The 17949-nt window shown below is 37.5% G+C and carries 14 protein-coding genes and 1 pseudogene; 9 read left to right on the top strand and 6 right to left on the bottom strand.

The features are described from left to right. Window positions 1-182: 182 nt before the first annotated feature. A pseudogene (locus tag NH286_RS05780) lies at window positions 183-1403 on the top strand (amidohydrolase); the annotation flags it as partial. 324 nt (window positions 1404-1727) lie between these two features. Here the strand turns inward: NH286_RS05780 and NH286_RS05775 are convergent. Next, the gene (locus NH286_RS05775; protein WP_265237540.1) at window positions 1728-2912 is read right to left on the bottom strand and encodes an MFS transporter; all 1185 of its coding nucleotides are present in this window, start codon (window positions 2910-2912) and stop codon (window positions 1728-1730) included. A gap of 72 nt (window positions 2913-2984) precedes the next feature. On the opposite strand from NH286_RS05775, the gene NH286_RS05770 reads away from it, so the two are divergent. Both NH286_RS05770 and NH286_RS05765 read left to right on the top strand, forming a co-directional pair. Continuing rightward, window positions 2985-4262, top strand: a complete 1278-nt coding sequence (locus tag NH286_RS05770; RefSeq protein WP_265237539.1) for a M18 family aminopeptidase — start codon at window positions 2985-2987, stop codon at window positions 4260-4262. Continuing rightward, on the top strand, window positions 4263-4559 hold the full coding sequence (locus NH286_RS05765; RefSeq protein WP_265237538.1) for an MTH1187 family thiamine-binding protein: 297 nt from the start codon (window positions 4263-4265) through the stop codon (window positions 4557-4559). It abuts the gene before it with no gap. 306 nt (window positions 4560-4865) lie between these two features. On the opposite strand, the gene NH286_RS05760 is transcribed toward NH286_RS05765, so the two are convergent. The 3 genes from NH286_RS05760 to NH286_RS05750 all read right to left on the bottom strand — a co-directional run bounded on the left by NH286_RS05760 (window position 4866) and on the right by NH286_RS05750 (window position 9082). Beyond that, complete coding sequence (locus NH286_RS05760; RefSeq protein ID WP_106461710.1) at window positions 4866-6125, bottom strand: amidohydrolase family protein; 1260 nt, start codon at window positions 6123-6125, stop codon at window positions 4866-4868. A gap of 30 nt (window positions 6126-6155) precedes the next feature. Next, complete coding sequence (locus NH286_RS05755) at window positions 6156-7316, bottom strand: MFS transporter (protein WP_265237537.1); 1161 nt, start codon at window positions 7314-7316, stop codon at window positions 6156-6158. Window positions 7317-7888: 572 nt separating this feature from the next. Next, window positions 7889-9082 carry a M20 metallopeptidase family protein gene (locus NH286_RS05750; protein ID WP_265237536.1) on the bottom strand — a complete coding sequence of 398 codons (1194 nt, stop codon included), beginning with the start codon at window positions 9080-9082 and terminating at the stop codon, window positions 7889-7891. Window positions 9083-9313: 231 nt separating this feature from the next. Here NH286_RS05750 and NH286_RS05745 point away from each other — a divergent pair, with 231 nt between their 5' ends. From NH286_RS05745 to NH286_RS05725, 5 genes are read left to right on the top strand one after another with little or no spacing between them, the layout of a single operon-like run. After that, entirely contained in the window at window positions 9314-10840 is a 1527-nt protein-coding gene (locus NH286_RS05745) for an ABC transporter substrate-binding protein (RefSeq protein WP_265237535.1), read from the top strand. After that, window positions 10840-11787 carry an ABC transporter permease gene (locus NH286_RS05740; RefSeq protein WP_106461717.1) on the top strand — a complete coding sequence of 316 codons (948 nt, stop codon included), beginning with the start codon at window positions 10840-10842 and terminating at the stop codon, window positions 11785-11787. Before NH286_RS05745 ends, NH286_RS05740 begins: the two co-directional genes overlap by 1 nt. Further along, complete coding sequence (locus NH286_RS05735; RefSeq protein WP_265237534.1) at window positions 11784-12602, top strand: ABC transporter permease; 819 nt, start codon at window positions 11784-11786, stop codon at window positions 12600-12602. Before NH286_RS05740 ends, NH286_RS05735 begins: the two co-directional genes overlap by 4 nt. Beyond that, window positions 12599-13573 (top strand): ABC transporter ATP-binding protein, encoded by a 975-nt coding sequence (locus NH286_RS05730; RefSeq protein ID WP_265237533.1) that lies wholly within the window; start codon window positions 12599-12601, stop codon window positions 13571-13573. Before NH286_RS05735 ends, NH286_RS05730 begins: the two co-directional genes overlap by 4 nt. Continuing rightward, window positions 13566-14342, top strand: coding sequence for an ABC transporter ATP-binding protein (locus NH286_RS05725; RefSeq protein WP_265212466.1), 777 nt, complete (start codon window positions 13566-13568; stop codon window positions 14340-14342). The genes NH286_RS05730 and NH286_RS05725 overlap by 8 nt, the downstream gene beginning before the upstream one ends. Window positions 14343-14402: 60 nt before the next feature. Here NH286_RS05725 and NH286_RS05720 read toward each other — a convergent pair whose 3' ends face one another. Next, window positions 14403-14915, bottom strand: coding sequence for a tryptophan transporter (locus NH286_RS05720; RefSeq protein ID WP_265237532.1), 513 nt, complete (start codon window positions 14913-14915; stop codon window positions 14403-14405). Between the two features lie 324 nt (window positions 14916-15239). Continuing rightward, entirely contained in the window at window positions 15240-16544 is a 1305-nt protein-coding gene (locus tag NH286_RS05715; protein WP_265212468.1) for an NCS2 family permease, read from the bottom strand. 153 nt (window positions 16545-16697) lie between these two features. On the opposite strand from NH286_RS05715, the gene NH286_RS05710 reads away from it, so the two are divergent. Next, window positions 16698-17945, top strand: a complete 1248-nt coding sequence (locus NH286_RS05710; protein ID WP_265212470.1) for a hemolysin family protein — start codon at window positions 16698-16700, stop codon at window positions 17943-17945. Window positions 17946-17949: the final 4 nt, after the last annotated feature.

Raw genomic sequence — 17949 nt, 5'->3', positions numbered from 1 at the left:
TGCGCTATCCAGCTCATACTGATAAAGACGTAAAGAAGAGGCGTAACCCTAATTTAGGAAGACTAGCTTCAAGGAGGTTAACTACGACCTCTATCTATACAATTATTATCCCATAAGAAAGTGGGATAGAGAACAAAATGTAGTATTTATTACTACAACTATAATATACGAGGAGGTTCTACCACTCAATAGCAGAGCCAGGTTTTTTGGAATTTAGGACAACAATTAACATCATAAAAAACCTAAAAGAAATTGGAGTCGATGAAATAAGATTTGGAAAAGAAATCCACAGCCAAGCCTACATGTACGGTAGGCCAAGCCCTAAACAAACAAAGGCCTATGCAGTAACAATAGATGAAGATGTCGATTTCGATATTTCAGAAATCCTAGAAGGTTACACGGGAGCAGTGGCAAAAATTTATACAAATAAGCCAGGCCCAAATATTGGTTTTCGTTTCGACATAGATGCCCTAACAATCAGAGAATCTAAAGAAGAGTCCCACAGGCCAGCAAAAGAAGGCTTTAGGTCAAGAAATGATAAGACCTGCCACGCCTGTGGCCACGATGGCCACCTATCAATTGGGCTATTTTTAGGCAAATGGCTTGTAGATAATAAGGAAAACCTAAAGGGTACCTACACCCTAATCTTTCAACCAGCCGAAGAAGGCTTAAGAGGAGCAAGGTCCCTGACAGAGGCAGGAGTTGCTGACAACCTAGATTATCTATTTGCAGGCCATTTGGGAATGGGAGTAGAAGATGGGAAAATCTGCGTAGGGACAGGAGGATTTTTATCATCCACCAAACTAGATATAACCTTTAAGGGACATGCCTCTCACGCAGGTGCCCTCCCAGAAGAAGGAAAAAATGCCAACCTAGCTGCAGCTACAGCCACCCTAAACCTCCACACCCTAACCCAATTTTCAACCGGCATGGCCAGGGTAAATGTAGGAGTAATAAGAGCAGGGTCAACAAGAAACTCAGTATCAGATAGGGCAATCTTAGAAATGGAAACCAGGGGAGAGACAGAAGCCATCAACCAGATCCTGGTAAAAAGAACCTACGAGATAGTAGAAGGAGCGGCCAAAGCCTTCGACCTAGCATATGAAATAAAAACAGTAGGATCGGCCCCAGCTCTTTTAAAGATAGAAAGTGAATTTTATAAAGAAATAAACGATATGCTAGGAAAACGAGGCTATAAGACCTTCCTAAATGGCAAATTTAAAGCCTCAGAAGATGTAGTCTACTTCATAAACAAAGTAGAAGAAAATGGAGGCAAGGCAGTCCACTTCATATTCGGAAGCAAACTAGCAGCAGGCCACCATAAGGATAGTTTTGATTTTAATGAGGATACTCTGGAAGAGGCCTTGGGAGTTTTTAAAGAAGTTATAAGATATTTAAACTGAGATTTATCCAAGATAAAAGGTTTTTAGGGGAGTTTCCCCTAAGACCCCTTTTTTTATTATCCAAGATAATATTATTATTTACTTTAATTCTTCGTTATCTTATCACGTAATAAATTGTTGTCATCAAGCTGATGACTTCGCCGAAGGGGGAAGGCCAAGGACCCATGCGAAAGGGCCCTTGGGCCTCCCCTTTAGACGAAGATTCAATTGTAAATAAATATAATTCGATATGAGATATAATTACGAAGAATTAAAGTAAAAAACTATAATTCATTAAAAATGAGAAAAAAGGGGGATTTTAAAAGGGGCTATAAGCCCCTTTTCCTATAAATATTTTGGTTCTTTTATTATAAAGGATCCAATGATGAAGGTTGCTGATAAGATTGCTGTTGCCATTAGGGCAGTTTTTTCTCCCGCTGAATGCTGAATCATTACAATTATCTGATAGGCTATGGTTTCTAGGATATAAACTAGGGACCAATAGACGCTCATGATTTGGGTTAGTTTTTCTGAATACATGCCCGGAATCTCTTGTGGGATTAGGACGAAGTTTGTTAGTGGTACATACATTATTGTTCCCAAAGCAAGGGCTAGGATTGTTGAAAATGTCGCATTTGTTGAATTTATTAGGGCTATGGCTATTATTGTTGTAAGGATGCCTGATACTTTTAGGGTTGGGACTCTTTTTGTTGATTTTTTGGCTACTATTATTGATAGAAGAGTACCGATTAGGGCTCCTGTTGTAAATAGGGTTGAAATTTTACTGGCAGGTATTGGCGAAAAGTTGGTGTTTGGGAAAATATTTAGCATGACCATATATAGGGTCAAGTGGCCAAAATACATGGTTGGCATGATTATGGCGATTTTTTCCTTAAAGGCATCTTTTAGGTTAAAGTCTAGCCCATCACTTGTTTTTGTTGATGAAATTTCAAAGTTTTCACCAAATATTAGCCAGAGGGCGAAGATTATAAAAGATACGATAGCAAAAGCTACTAAGGCCCACCTACCAAGTCCTAATAATTTTATGATTGGTCCTATTAGAAGGAGAGCTAGGATTGATCCTACATTGTAGGATACGTTATTTAGGGCATTTACCACTGGTCTTTGATCTGGGTGGAAGTAATTTACTACTACAGGTGAGAAGTAGACTACAAAAAGTGCTCCTCCAAATCCCATTATAAATCTTCCTATTAGAAAAACAGGAAAGGACTGGGATAAGGCTGCAAGCATGGCCCCTGCTGGTATTAAGAGGGATGCTAGGCCTATAGATTTTTTGGGAAATAGCTTGGCAAAGATTGTAGCAGCTATCAGGTTGCCCAAGATTTTTGCTACAGTTACCACATTATTTATAAGGCTAACTGCGTGAGGGCCTTCCACATTAAAGAAATTTAGGATATTGGGTGTAAGTTTTGAACCTGCTATCCAGTTGACTGCGAAAAATGCGTAGGCTAAGAACATCAGTCCTTCAATAATTACTGGTTTAATTTTTAAATTTTTTTGCTCATTCATTTTTAACTCCTTATTAAGATAATTATACCCATTTTCAAATGAATTTTATCGGTCTTGACGTATGATAATTTTATGATGAAAATATATAAAGAATTTAGTGAAGATTTAATAAAATTTATTGATGCATCTCCTCTAAACTATTTCGCAGTTAAAAATGCTAGCGAAATCCTAGAGGGGGCTGGCTTTAAGAGACTTTCTGAAAAAGAAAATTGGGAATTAGAAAGGGGAAAATACTATGTAATTCGTGATGATACCGCTCTTATTGCCTTTGAAATAGGAAAAGACCCAAGGGATGGCTTTGAGATAATAGGATCTCACACCGATAGCCCAACCTTTAAAGTCAAGTCTAATCCAGAAATAGGGACAAATGGCTATTTAAAGCTAAATATAGAACCTTATGGGGGCATGATTCATTCAACCTGGCTTGATAGGACCCTATCTCTAGCAGGAAAGGTTGCCTACAAGGAAGGCGATGAGATTAAATATTCTCTTGTAAATATTGACAAGAACCTTTTGACTATTCCAAATGCAGCCATCCACATGAATAGGGAAATCAACAAGGGCTATGGTTATAATCCTCAAGATAAACTTTATCCTCTTGTAAAAACTATCAGCGATGCGCTTGAAGCGGATGGATTTATTCTTAAACTTCTTGCTGAGGAACTTAAAATAGATGAGGAGGCCATCCTTGACTTTGACCTAGGCCTTTATGATAGGCAAGCAGGGGCAATAATAAATGACATGGTTCAAGTAGGAAGGATTGATAATCTCGGTTCTGTCCACGCTTCTCTTAGGGCTCTTGTGGATTCTAAAGAAGGGGCCAATAAGATGATTATCTTAAATGACAATGAGGAAATCGGATCAAGGACTAGGGGAGGAGCGGCTTCTAATTTCTTAAAGGCTGTGCTTAAGAGAATTGCCCTAAAATCAGGTCTTGATGAGGAAGGCTATCAAATAATGGTGGAAAATTCTATGCTAATTTCAGCCGACCAAGCCCACGCTATCCACCCATCTTATCCAGAGTATTCTGACCCAACTAATATTGTAAAGATGAATGAGGGCCTAGTAGTAAAAATTGCTGCAAATGGGGCCTATGCATCATTTGTTGAGACTAAGGCAAGGCTTTTTGACCTAGCAAATAAATTGGGTCTTAAGCTACAGACCTTCCACAATAGAAATGACAAGACAGGTGGCTCCACAATTGGGCCAATCACAACTACAGTTCTTGGCCTAAAGACCATAGATGTCGGCATACCAATGCTTGCTATGCATTCTGTTAGAGAGCTTTGCGGCATGAAGGACCATTACGAGGCTTACGAAATATATAAGGGATTTTTTGAGGAGATTTAAATGGCAATAGTAGAAGTAGCCCTTGTGCCACTTGGCACCAAGGAAACATCAGTTAGTAAATATGTAGCAGAAGCAGAAAAAATCCTTAAAGATGAGGGCCTAAAATATAAGCTAAATCCTATGGGAACTGTAATTGAGGCAGATTGTGACAAGGCCTTTGCAGCCATTAGAAAGATGCAAGAATCAGTCTTTGCTAAGGGGGCAGACAGGGTCTACACAGTTATAAAAATTGATGACAGACGTGATAAGAAAGCTTCTATGGAGCAAAAAATAAAATCAGTTGAAGATAAGCTATAAAAAGTGCTGACCTTGCAGGATTGACAAATCTATTCTTTTGATAATATTATTTATAATTGTATCAAGCTATAAAATTTAATTAATAGACATTTTCCTTTAAATAGGCCTACTTACTTAAGCTAGTTAGGATTAATATTTTTTCTAAAGAGAGTGTCTATTTTTAATTCAATTTTATTATTAACTGATGATGTATTTGTAATAGTTTTTAAAAACAAATTGTATTAGAAAAAGCGTCAATAAACCCGATTAATTACCGGATTTATTGACGCTTTGGGGCCTATAGAGCCCCTATTTTTTTGTTGATTTTTATTTTAATTTAAGAGCAACTTCAAATTCTCTTTTTGCTTTTTTAAATAAGAATTCTCCATTACGTACTGATGAAAGACATTCAGCCCTATTTCTTATTGCCTCAAATTCATTTGGTGCATCAAGAACTATGAAGTTAGCTGGTTTTCCTTCATCAAATCCATATTCGTCTTGAAGGTACATTGCTTTTGCTCCATTATAAGTTACAAGGTCAAAGTCCTTATCAAAGTCCTTTTCGCCCATTAGTTGTGCAAGATGGATTCCATTATCAAGAATATTCATTAGGTTTCCATTGCCTGCTGGGTACCAAAGGTCGACTATAGAGTCTTGAGCAAAGCATACATTAATACCATTATCTACAAATTCACGAACTCTTGTGATACCACGACGTTTTGGGTATGAATCTTGGCGGCCTTGTAAGAAGGCATTTTCTGTTGGAAGGGAGACGAAATTTAATTTAGATTTTCTAAATAGTCCCATCATTCTAAAGGCATATGAATCATCTGCTGATCCAAAGGAACAAGTATGACTTGCTGTTGTTTTTTCAGCAATACCCTTCATCATTGCTTCTGCATTTAATACTTCTACAAATCTTGCCATAACATCATCAGTTTCATCACAGTGAACGTCAATAAGTTTGTCATGTTTTACTGCAAGCTCAACAATTTCTTTTAGTGACTTTTCTCCAAGTTCACGGCTCCATTCGTTGTGTGGAATTCCACCAACAACTTCGCAGCCAAGTTCAAGAGCTTCTTCAACTAAATCTCTTCCTGTTTTGCCATCTTCTTTATATGAATACATACCATTTTGTGGGAAGGCAACAACTTGAATTGTACACTTATCTTTTAATTCATCACGCACTTCAAGAGCGGCCTTTATTCCTGTTAGGTTAGGATCAGTACAGTCAGTTTGAGCCCTTATATATTGAGTACCATAGGAAAGACAATCTTCTACTGCTTGGTAAATTCTATTTTTCATATCTTCTTTTGTTACTCCCTTTTTGAAGTCATTCCAAAGGTCGATTGCTTCAAAAAGTGTTCCTGATTCATTTTTAACTTCATCAGTCTTACCAATCATGTAGTAGTCTAGGTGAAGGTGGGCATCCACATATGGTGGAATAACAAGTTTTCCATCTAAATCAATAACTTCATCTGCATCTTCCAGATTGTTTCCAAATTTTGAAAACTTTCCATCTTCAACTAAGATTTCAGATGAATCTCCATGACCATAAACTTTTGCATTAATAAATTTTTTCTTCATAATATATTCCTCCTAAGAAATTTTAAATAATTAAGCCATTGTCTTCTTTGATAAAATCGTTACAATCAAACCTACTCCTAAGATTGTAGTCATTAGGATAAGTAGATTATTAATATTTCCATTTGCAAGTATTGCTCCACCTAGTGAACTTGCAACCATTATTGAAAAATTAAAACTTGCAGATTGTAATGACGTAGCAACTGCTGATGCGTTTGGTGGCACTTGTCTTGCAACTGCTGTTTGATATAAGGTAACTAAGGCTCCAAAGCCAATTCCCCATAGGATAAATCCTAAGTGAACCATAAGACTAATTGATGAAAAGACACTAAAAAATATAAAGGCTAGGCAAGATGACGCTAACATTAAAAGGCAAAGTATCTTTATATGCTTATCAATAATTTTTCCTGCAATAAAAACAGATAAGATTGAACCAATTCCAAAAAGAACTTGGGCAAATCCAATTCCTCCACTGTAATTCATTGAATCAACCAAATTTGTGATATATGTGTAAACTCCGTAGTTAGTTACTACTGATATAAAGGTAAGTAAGATAATAATAAGCACGCCTTTATTTTTGATAAGAGTAAGAGGTGAGTTTGCCGCAACTCTTTTTTCTCCAGAAACTTCTGGCAACATGAAATTACTGCCTAGGGCAATAAAAATAATAAGAATTGCAATTGCAAAAAATTCAACTCTCCAGCCAATATTTGTACCAATAAATGTTACAAGCGGAAGACCTAAGCTCATACCAAATGTCGTACCACTCATAATGACAGCGACGGCCAAGCCCTTATGTTCATCATCAACAAGCTTCATACCGTAAGCCGCAATCATTGGCCACAAAACTCCAGCACATATTCCTCCAATAACTCTTCCGACAATGGCAATACTATAACTAGGTGCAATACCTACTAAGATATTACTTAGAGCAAAGCCTATTAGTAAACCAAGCAAAAGCTTCTTCCTGTTAAATTCAACAGTTGCAGATATTAATGGAATTGCAAAAATCGCACTGGCTATTGCATAAAAACCAACTAAAGTACCAGCTTGTGCTTCTGATATACCAAGACCAGTCATAAGCTCTGGCAAGATTCCAGACGGCACCAATTCAGACAAGATCGCCATAAATGTTACACTTGCCATAAGTATAAAAGTTGGCCAATGAAAATTTTTATTTTCTACCAAATACATAACCTTCTTTCTATAATTTTGTTCATAATTATTATATAACTATGAACGTAATAATTATACAGTAATACAAATAAAAAAGCAAGGCCTGCACTCATAAATATCGCATATTTACATGTGACAAAGGTTTGCTATAATTACTATAATTATTCTCTAATTTCAAAGTTTGATGAAAATTTATAAAATATCAATTTAGTTTTGTTAGAAAATCAAATTCGCTAAATTTATAGAAAGCTTATCAAAAGTTAATTTTAATAAAATAAGCCTTGCGATATTTGCAAGGCTCTTTTAGACTTTAAATTAGATTTGGCCAATCATTTTTAAGATAATTTGGGCAATAATAGCTGAACCTATGTAGGTACCCAAGATTACGAAGATAGAAAGTATGATGATTTTTGGTCCGGTTTTCTTTAGCTTGTCTAGTTTTTAACCTGTGTAGATACCTGCGTAGGCAAGGATTGGTGTACAAAGGGTTGTGAAATCTACATTTTCTGTATGGTAGCTGATAAAGCCTGATATGGGAAAGGCTGGGATTATGACTGTTCCTAGGGCTATGATGTGCAGTTTAAATTTTTTTATTTTTTTCCTTCTTTCAAATACCTATAAGCAACTTCTGCAAGGATTCCAGTTCCTATATAAAAAGTGCTTTCTTCTACGTCGAATTTTGAATTGTGGTGTGGGTAGATTTTGCCATCTTTGTTTTCCTTAAGGTTGTTAAGGGATAGGAAGGTGCCTTTGGTTTCCTTTAGGAAAAAGGCAAAGTCTTCACCACCCATAGATGGATTTGCTATCTCAATGACTTTATCTTTATCAAGTAAATCAGTGGCAATATCTTTAACATAGCCCGTAAAGTCATCGTCATTTATAAGGCTTGGGTAAAATCTCTTGTATTCGAGGATTCCCTCGCACCTAAAGGCCTTGGCTGTATTTTCTACAATTTCTGCCATTCTTTTTTCTACAAAGTCCCTGGTTTCTTCGTTGAGATTTCTAACTGTACCCTCCTCCCAAACCTCATCTGGTATGATATTTTGGCAGGTGCCGCCGTGGATTTGGCAGATAGAAATGAGGGAAGACTGGGTTGGGTCAAGCTCTCTTGAGATAATCTTTTGCAGACCCAAATTAATTTCACTAATGGTTGCAATCGGGTCAATAAAAGAATCCGGTCTTGCCCCGTGGCCGCCGTGGCCCTTCACCCTGATGATAAAGGCATCCATAGAGGCCATCATCGGGCCCTTTTTGTAGGCTATTGTGCCTTGGGGTAAATTACCAAAAATCCCGCCTTCATGAAGGCCAATTACCCTGTCCACCTTAGGATATTCCATACATCCTTCATCAATCATTGGCTTGGCACCGCCAGGGATTTCTTCACCTGGTTGGAAAAATATCTTGACTAGGCCATCAAGCTTATCTTCATTTTCCTTTAAAAGCCTGGCAGCCCCAAGAACCATGGCTGTGTGCCCATCGTGACCGCAGGCGTGCATACAGCCTTGGTGGGTCGATTTAAAATCAAGGCCAGTTTCTTCTGTGATTGGTAGAGCGTCCATATCAGCCCTGATGGCAATACATTTGCCCTTGTAAGTACCAATCTCAGCCACTATGGCATTGCCATTTACCATTTTTTTGTAGGGGATACCTAGAGATTTTAGTTCTTCTTCTACATAGGACACTGTCTTTGGTAAGTTTAGTTCAAGCTCTGGAATCTTATGGAGATTCCTTCTATCCTTGATGATAGTTTCTTCAATTTCTTTGGCTAGGTCTAAAAAATTCATACAAGCTCCTTATAATTAATTAGTATACAATCATTTTATACTGATTCAATAAAGTGATATCTTATTATTGTAAATCTAAAATTGAATAACTAAAATTAGCCATAAAAATTAGCATTAAAATTTTATTTAAGTATACTGTCCATAGGAGATAGGAAATTTTTTTTAGAAAACATTGTTAAAAAAATATCCATGTGTTATAATAGTAATAAATAATTTTCCTAAGGAGGAGAAATGAAAAAATCAAAAACACTTTTGACTCTACTTTTAGCAGGTCTAATGATGACCTCTTGCGGTGGTGCTAAAGAGGCAGAGCAAAAGGCAGAAGGAAAGAATGAAACACAAGCAGAAGAAAGACCACTTACAGTAGCCATGGCTACAGAGATTGACTCTCTTGATCCATTCAATGCTACAGCAGGAGATACCAAGACTGTGATGGATCAAATCTTTGATGGCCTACTCGATGTGGATGAAGATGGTAACCTTGTGCCAGATTTGGCAGAATCTTACGAGATTTCAGAAGATGGCCTAACCTATACTTTTAAACTCAAAGAAGGTGTTAAATTCCACGATGGTTCAGATTTTACAGCAGATGATGTTTACTACACTTATGATAAGCTTTCTGGCCTATCATCAGGCGAGCCTATGTCATCTAAATTTGCAGCTATCAAGGAAATGAAAGTAGTATCACCTACAGAAATTACCATGACCCTTGATAAGGTAAATAATTCCTTCATCTATCTACAAAACCAACCAATAGTCAAAAAAGACTATGAAGATAACCAAACTAAGCCAATAGGTACAGGTCCTTATAAGTTTGTTTCCTATACTCCAGGCGAGGGCATGGTTATGGAAAGATTTGATGATTATCATAGAAAAGATCACACAGCAAAGATTAAACAAGTAAATGTTGTAAGGGTTGCTGATAACCAAGCCCTAGTTATGGCCTTAAATAACAAGGAAGTGGACCTTGCTTCAAAGCTTACAGCAGATGAGCTTGAGCAAGTAAAGGAGAATACAGATTCATATTCTCACCCACAAAACCTAGTCCAACTTCTTGGTCTAAACAATGGTATCAAGCCATTTGATGATATTAGGGTAAGACAAGCTATAGCCTATGCTATCGATAAGGATGAGTTAATAGAAACTGTTGCAGGTGGCAAGGCAACAAAGATTTACTCTTCATTCTCACCAGCCCTTAAGGACTATTTTAATGACCTTGGCGAACTTTATCCAACAGATGTTGAAAAGGCTAAGGAATTATTAAAAGAAGCTGGCTATCCAGATGGAATTTCCTTTAAGATGACAGTGCCAAGTGACTACAAATTCCACATGGACACAGCAGAATTAATCCAAGCCCAACTTAAAAAGGCAAATATAAACGCAACTATAGACCCAATCGAGTTTTCAACTTGGCTAGATAAGGTCTACAAAAATAAAGATTATGAAACAACAATAGCAGGCTTCATAGGCTACACAGACCCAATTAGAGTCCTTGATAGGTATGTTTCAACATCTGATAAGGACTACCTAAACTATGTTTCAGAAGATTTTGATAAGGCAATCTCAAATGCCATGGCAACTTTAGATAGGGATGAGCTAATCAAAAATGTAAAAGATGCGCAAGAAATAATAGCTAAAGATTGTGCGGCTGTATTTTTACAAGACCCTAACGACAACATAGTCCTAAATAATGCCTACACAGGTCTTAAGACCTATCCAGTCCAAAAACTAAATCTAGAAGATATAAGCTTAAAATAATGACAAAATCAATAATAAAAAAGATAGTTTCGCTTATCATGACCTTGTTTTTTGTCTCACTTCTCATATTTTTTGTATTTCAGATAATAGGGGGCAATCCCGCTGAGATAATCTTAGGAACTGAGGCAGATCCACACCAACTCCTAGCTCTTGAAAAAGAGCTAGGTCTTGATAAGCCTATCTTTGAAAGATACATAAATTGGATTTTAGGGCTTTTTAGACTTGATATGGGCATGAGCATCAAATACCAAATCCCTGTTAGGGAGCTTTTTTTTAAGAAGCTACCTGTAACCATGTGGCTTACCTTTTATTCATTGATCTTATCAATAATAATAGCCATCCCCCTATCAATACAAATTACAATGAAGGCTGATAAGTGGTATGCATCGATAATTACTGCGGTGACCCAACTTGGGATTTCAATTCCATCCTTTTGGCTAGCATTTTTGCTAATCCACTTATTTGCAGTAAGACTCGGCCTATTTTCAACCCTGTCTTTTAATATAATGGGCGGAAGCTTTTTGGATAAGCTAAAGAATTTCTTCCTCCCATCCCTTGCCATTGCAATACCAAATGTGGCAACCATAATTAGGTACATGCAGGCGGCCCTTCTTGATGAAATCAACAAGGACTATGTAAGGACAGCCAGGATGAAGGGGATGGAACTTAAGGAAATCTTATACAAGCATGTCTTAAGAAATGCCTTAATTCCGGTAATCACAGTTATTGGAATGTGCCTAACATCAGCAGTTGGCGGATCGCTTATAGTAGAAAACGTATTTTCCCTACCAGGAGTAGGTTCTCTAATTGTAGCCTCAATTAGCTCCAGAGACTTCCCACTTATCCAGTCGGTAGTACTTGCGGTGGCATTTTTGGTAATCTTTATAAATCTTATAATTGATATAATTTACGGCCTAGTTGACCCAAGGATTCGAGGTGGCAGATGATTAAAGAAAATAAAAATTCGATAAGGATTGGCAAGGCAATCATTGGCCTTTATTTTATAATCCTTATTATTTCAATATTTTGGACACCTTATGACCCAAATAAGGTAGATACATCTATGAAGCTCTTATCACCAAGCCTAGCCCATCCTTTTGGGACAGACAATATGGGAAGAGATATCCTATCTCGCCTAATGGAAGGGTCAAAATATGCCCTTATCCTTTCCTTTGGAACAGTATCCCTAGCCCTTTTCCTAGGTTCAATCATAGGAGCAAGTGCTGGATATTTTGGAGGAGCTATTGATGAAGTTTTGATGAGATTTATAGACTCACTCATGGCCTTTCCAGGCATTTTATTTGCCATGATGCTTGTAACAGTATTTGGAGCTGGGGTTATGAATACCATCCTTGCCATTGGAATTATGTCAGTTCCTTATTTTGCAAGGGTTGTAAGGAGTGGATTTTTGCAGGTTAAAAACGCTCAGTTTGTAAAATCTGCAGTTGTTAAGGGGGCCAGTCCTCTTTATATAGCCATCAACCACATCCTTCCAAATATCAAAAACCAACTCATGGTAGCTATTGTCTTATCAGTATCTCAGGCAATTCTTGCCGAAGCAGGACTTTCCTACTTAGGCCTTGGAGTTAGGCCACCAAACCCATCTTGGGGCAGGATGCTAAAAGAAAGTCAAGCCTATTTTAACCAGGCACCTCACTATTTCATCTTCACAGGTATTTGCCTAAGCCTAGTAGTATTGGGCTTTACCCTTTATGGAGAGAAATTCAGGTCAGAAAGATTGAAAGAGAAGGCAGCAAGATGAAAAAAATCCTAGAAGTAAAGGACCTAACAGTAGCCTTTAATACTGTTAATGGAGATAAAAATGCAGTCAACCACATATCCTTTGACCTTTTTGAAAATGACTTTGTAGGCTTAGTTGGAGAAAGCGGCTGCGGCAAGACTGTAGCAACCCAGACAATTCTTGGAATCCAGTCAAAAGATGCTATAATAAAGTCAGGTTCTTGCAAGCTTCGTGATATAGAAGTCCTTGGCCTATCTGATAAGGATTGGAAAAAATACAGGTCTAGAAATATAGCCACAGTCTTCCAAGAACCAGGCTCAGCCCTAAATCCCTTAATGAAAGTGGGGGCCCAAATCGAAGAAGTCCTAAAAATCCACTACGATTTTGATAAGAAAAAACGCCAAGACCTTGTATATAAAACTATGGAAAATGTAGGTCTTAGGGATGTAGAAGACTTATATAATAAATATCCCCACGAGCTATCAGGCGGCATGCAGCAAAGGATAGTAATCTGCATGGCCCTAATTGCAAATCCAAATGTCCTCATAGCAGATGAGCCAACCACAGCTCTAGATGCCAAGGTTCAGGCTCAAATAATTGACCTTTTTAAGGACCTAGGCCACATCTACAAGGGAGCAATCTTATTTATAAGCCACGACTTAAACCTAATCGACAGGATTTGTAAAAAAGTCATGATCATGTATGCAGGAAGATTGGTTGAAAAGGGAGACACAAGAGATGTAATAGATAAGCCCTTCCATCCTTATACCAAGGCCCTCCTAAAGGCAGTGCCAAATTATAAGAAAAGGGGAGAGGCCCTTTACAATATCAAAGGCCATGTACCAGATTTAAAAAATAGGTCAAATGAAGGATGTCCATTTGCAGATAGGTGTGACCACACCATGGACATTTGCAAGAGAACTTACCCAGCAGCCTACATCAAAGATGGGCGTGAAGTTCATTGCCACTTATACGGAGATCAAAATGACTAGTATCTTAAAAATAGAAAATATAAGCAAGGTATATAAGGATTCTGCCATCCTCTTTAGAAAAAAGGACAACCTAGCTCTAGATAAGGTTAGCTTTGACATAAAAAGAGGAGAAATCTTTGGCCTAGTCGGTGAATCTGGCTCAGGCAAGACCACCCTATCAAACATCATCCTAAGGCTAATAAAGGAAACATCCGGCAAGGTATATTTTGAAGATAAGGACATAACAAGCCTAAGCAAGGAAGAACTTTTAGCCTACAGGAAAAAGCTCCAGGTAGTCTTTCAAAATCCCTACCAGGCTCTAAATCCCAAAAAAACCATAGGCTTTTCCATCAGGGAAATCCTTAAAATCCACAAGGTTTATACAGAAGAAGAAGGGGAAAAAAAGATCAGGGACATCCTAGAAGAAATAGAGATGGAAAGCGATGTGCTAGATTATTATCCAGGCAACCTATCAGGCGGTCAAAAGCAAAGAATAGCCATAGCCTGTGCCCTAATAATAGAGCCAGAGTTTTTAATAATAGATGAAGGAGTATCTGCCCTAGATGTATCAATCCAGGCTCAAATCCTAAACCTAATTAAGAAACTTCAAAAAACCCACAACTTCACCTGCCTCTTCATCTCCCACGACCTAAACGTAATAGCCTACCTTTGCGATAGGATAGGAGTCCTCTATAAGGGAAGGTTAGTAGACCTATTCGAAACAAAAGACCTAGCAAGCCCAGATAGGGATGACTACACAAAAGAACTTTTTAAGTCGATAAAAATATAAAAACTAAGCCTCCAATTTTTGGAGGCTTTTAAAAAACCCAGCTAAAGGGCTGGGATATTTTTATTTCAACAAAGACATCCTTTTAGCTGCCTGGTATAAAAATATGCCGAGGATTGCGTTTATTGGCATGGCTACTAGGACTACTGGGTAGGATGGGATGAAGAGGTTTAGTTGTTTGGTCATGCTTAGGGCAAGTGTTAGAAACATTGTTCCTGAAACCATTGTTCCTAGGGCAAAGATTAGGATTATCTTTGGGATTGAGAATGTTTTGTTCATTGCCTTTATTAGGTAGAAGACTGCTAGGCTTGTGATTATTTTCTCGATGAAGTTTGGGATTTGACCTCCTGGAAAACCTGTTGTTAGGGCACTCATGATTCCTCCGGCAACTCCTAGAAGTAGGGCTTCTTTGACATCTTCTACTATCATTAATGATATAAACATCATTGAAAGGAGAAAGTCTGGCTTGACTCCAAAAAATATTCCTGGCACCATGAAGTGGAGGACTAGTCCTAGGGCCATGAAAACAGCTGATATGGTTAGATTTCTTGTTTTGATTGTATTTTGTTTTTGCATTATTTTACCTTTCTTTTCATTGAGTTAGGGGAATAAAAAAAGCTCACTCCTAATATATAGGAGCGAGCCTTAGCCCACGGTGCCATCCCTCTTGTCTAAAATTAGACATCTTTAGATACATACATATCCTATCCCTGTAAGGTGAGAAACACCCGTTGGCTACTATTTCGATTCACCATTGATCTGTTAGATCCATTCACAAAAAATCTTACCCTGCAATTCTCATCTACCATTTACTTTCTGTTGGCTTAATTATTTGCTACTATTTCTAACTACGATTTATATTGATACTATAATACAATAAATTTATAATCTTGTCAAGCCTTAGATCATATATCTTATTAAGAATATGATTGCTAGGACATACATTACCCAGCTTACTTCCTTGTATTTGCCTGTTAGGACCTTGATTAATACGAAGGAAATCATTCCGAATGCTATACCTTCTGCTATTGAATAAGCTAGTGGCATCATGAGGATGGTCATGAAGGCTGGGAAGGATTCGGTGATGTCTCCAAAGTTTATTTCTACTACTGTTGATAGCATGAATAGTCCGACTACTACTAGGGCTGCTGATGTGGCTTGGCTTGGTATTAGTGAAAATACTGGGAAGAAGAAGGCTGCGATTGCAAAGCATCCTGCACAAGCTAGGGCTGTAAGGCCTGTTCTTCCGCCTTCTGCAACACCTGCAGAGCTTTCTACGAAGGTTGTGACTGTAGATGTTCCTAATAGGGCTCCACATGTTGTTCCTACTGCATCTGCTAGTAGGGCCTTTGATGCGTTTTCTAGGTTGCCATTTTCATCTAGCATTTTTGCCTTGGTTGCTACACCTGTTAGGGTGCCAAGGGTGTCAAATAAGTCCACAAATAAGAATGAAAATAGTACTGAGAACATTTCTAAGCTAAAGACATTTGAGAAGTCTAGCTTAAAGGCTATTGGTGAGATTGATGGAGGGAGTGATACGAGTGATCCTTCTGGAAGACCTGTTACTCCAAGTATTAGGGATAGGATTGTTGATACCAAGATTCCCCATAAGAGGGCTCCCTTTACCTTTCTTGTTGTTAAGACTACCATCACGATTAGGGCAAAGAAAAATACTATAGATTCTTTGCTTGAAATATTTCCTAAGGATAGGGCTGGTTCTGCCTTTTCTATAATGCCTGCATTTAATAAACCAATTTCTGCGATAAATAGACCAATACCGACTGATACAGCCTTTTTGAGTGTAGATGGGATTGAGTTAAATATTGCCTCTCTGACACCAAATAGGGATAAAATCATGAACAAAATACCTTCAAAAAATACAGCTGTCAGAGCAAATTGCCAAGGGTGGCCCATTTTCATAACGACTGTATAGGTGAAGAAAGCATTAAGCCCCATACCAGCTGATAGACCGAATGGAAGATTGGCATAAAAGCCCATCAATAACATTGCGATAATGGATGCTAGTATTGTAGCTGAGAATACTGCACCGTAGTCCATACCAGATTCTGATAGGATTTGTGGGTTAACAGCTAGGATATAGGACATTGTCATAAATGTGGTTATACCTGCCATTATCTCGGTCTTGATATTAGTATCATGTTTTTTAAGTTTAAAAGTTTTCTCGAAAAACGAAACTTTTTCCATAATTGCCTCCTTTTATTAATGATACGAGTCCATTATATTATAAATTTAGTTTTTGTCACCACATTTATATAATTTTTAACCTTTATTTTTAGCTTGATAAATATTATAATAGAAGTAAGAAACTATCAATAGTTTATTAGACAAGGAAGGTATATGACAAGTAAAAATATCATACAATTAATAGTAATAATTATAGGAGTGATGATGAGTGCTTTTTTCTCATCAAGTGAGACGGCTCTGACATCTCTCAATGTATTTAAAATCAGACAATTAGAAGAAAATGGGGTGAAAAATTCTTCCCTGGTTAGAAAGCTTTCAGAGAATATTGGCAAGGTCCTAACGACTATTCTTATCGGCAATAATATTGTAAATATAGGGACAACCACCATTGCTACCTTATTTTTTACAGATATCTTGGGTCCATCAGGGGCTTTGGTTTCAACAGTTGTCCTTACAATTGCAATCTTAATTTTTGGCGAGGTTTCTCCTAAAAATATCGCCGCAGCTAATAGCGAAAAGGTAGCCCTAAAGGTTGCAAGGCCAATAAGCTTTTTAAATATTATCCTAAAGCCACTTTCTTTTATCTTGCAAGCTATAACTGGGGTCATTACTAAGTCCTTTATTGATGATAATCAGCAAAGTGGAGATCAGGTGACAGAAGAAGACCTTAAGACAATTGTGGATGTATCTGAAGAGCAAGGGGTAATCAACCTTGAGGAAAGTGAGATTATCAATAATGTCTTTGCTTTTGGAGATAGCGATGTAGAAGATATAATGACAGCCAGGACTAATATGGAGGCCATTTGTGTCGATATAGAACAAGATGAACTTAAGGAATTTTTAAGAAATTCTATCCATTCTAGGATTCCTGTTTATGGCAAGTCTATCGATAATATCCTAGGAATTCTCCATATGAAGGACATAGTTGCCTTTATTGCAGAAGATAAGGAACTTGATATAGAAAAGATGATAAGGCCTGCCTTTTATGTTTATGACAATATGCACACCTTTGACCTCTTTAAGGCTATGCGTGGAGAAAATGTCTCTCTTGCCATTGTCACAGACGAATATGGGGGCACAAGTGGTATTGTCACAATCGAAGACATTGTAGAAGAACTTGTAGGTGAGATTGAAGATGAGTATGACACATCCCACGATAAAATTTATAAGATAAGTGACAAGGAATATTTGGTCAATCCATCAATTCACATAAATGACTTCAATGATTATTTTGATACAGACCTAATTCAGATTAAAAACGACTCTATAGGCGGTTTTGTAATTGACACCCTAGAAAAAATTCCAAAAGAGGGCGATGAAATCGAAATTGAGGGTATAAAGATAACAGTAATCAAAGTAGATAGATACAAGATAGAAATGCTAAAGGTAGAGTTTTCTTAAGGAG

This window comes from Anaerococcus sp. NML200574, assembly GCF_026131665.1.
Lineage (GTDB): Bacteria > Bacillota > Clostridia > Tissierellales > Peptoniphilaceae > Anaerococcus > Anaerococcus kampingae.
Note: the sequence above shows the minus strand (reverse complement) of the source record. Positions and strands in the feature narration are given on the sequence as shown.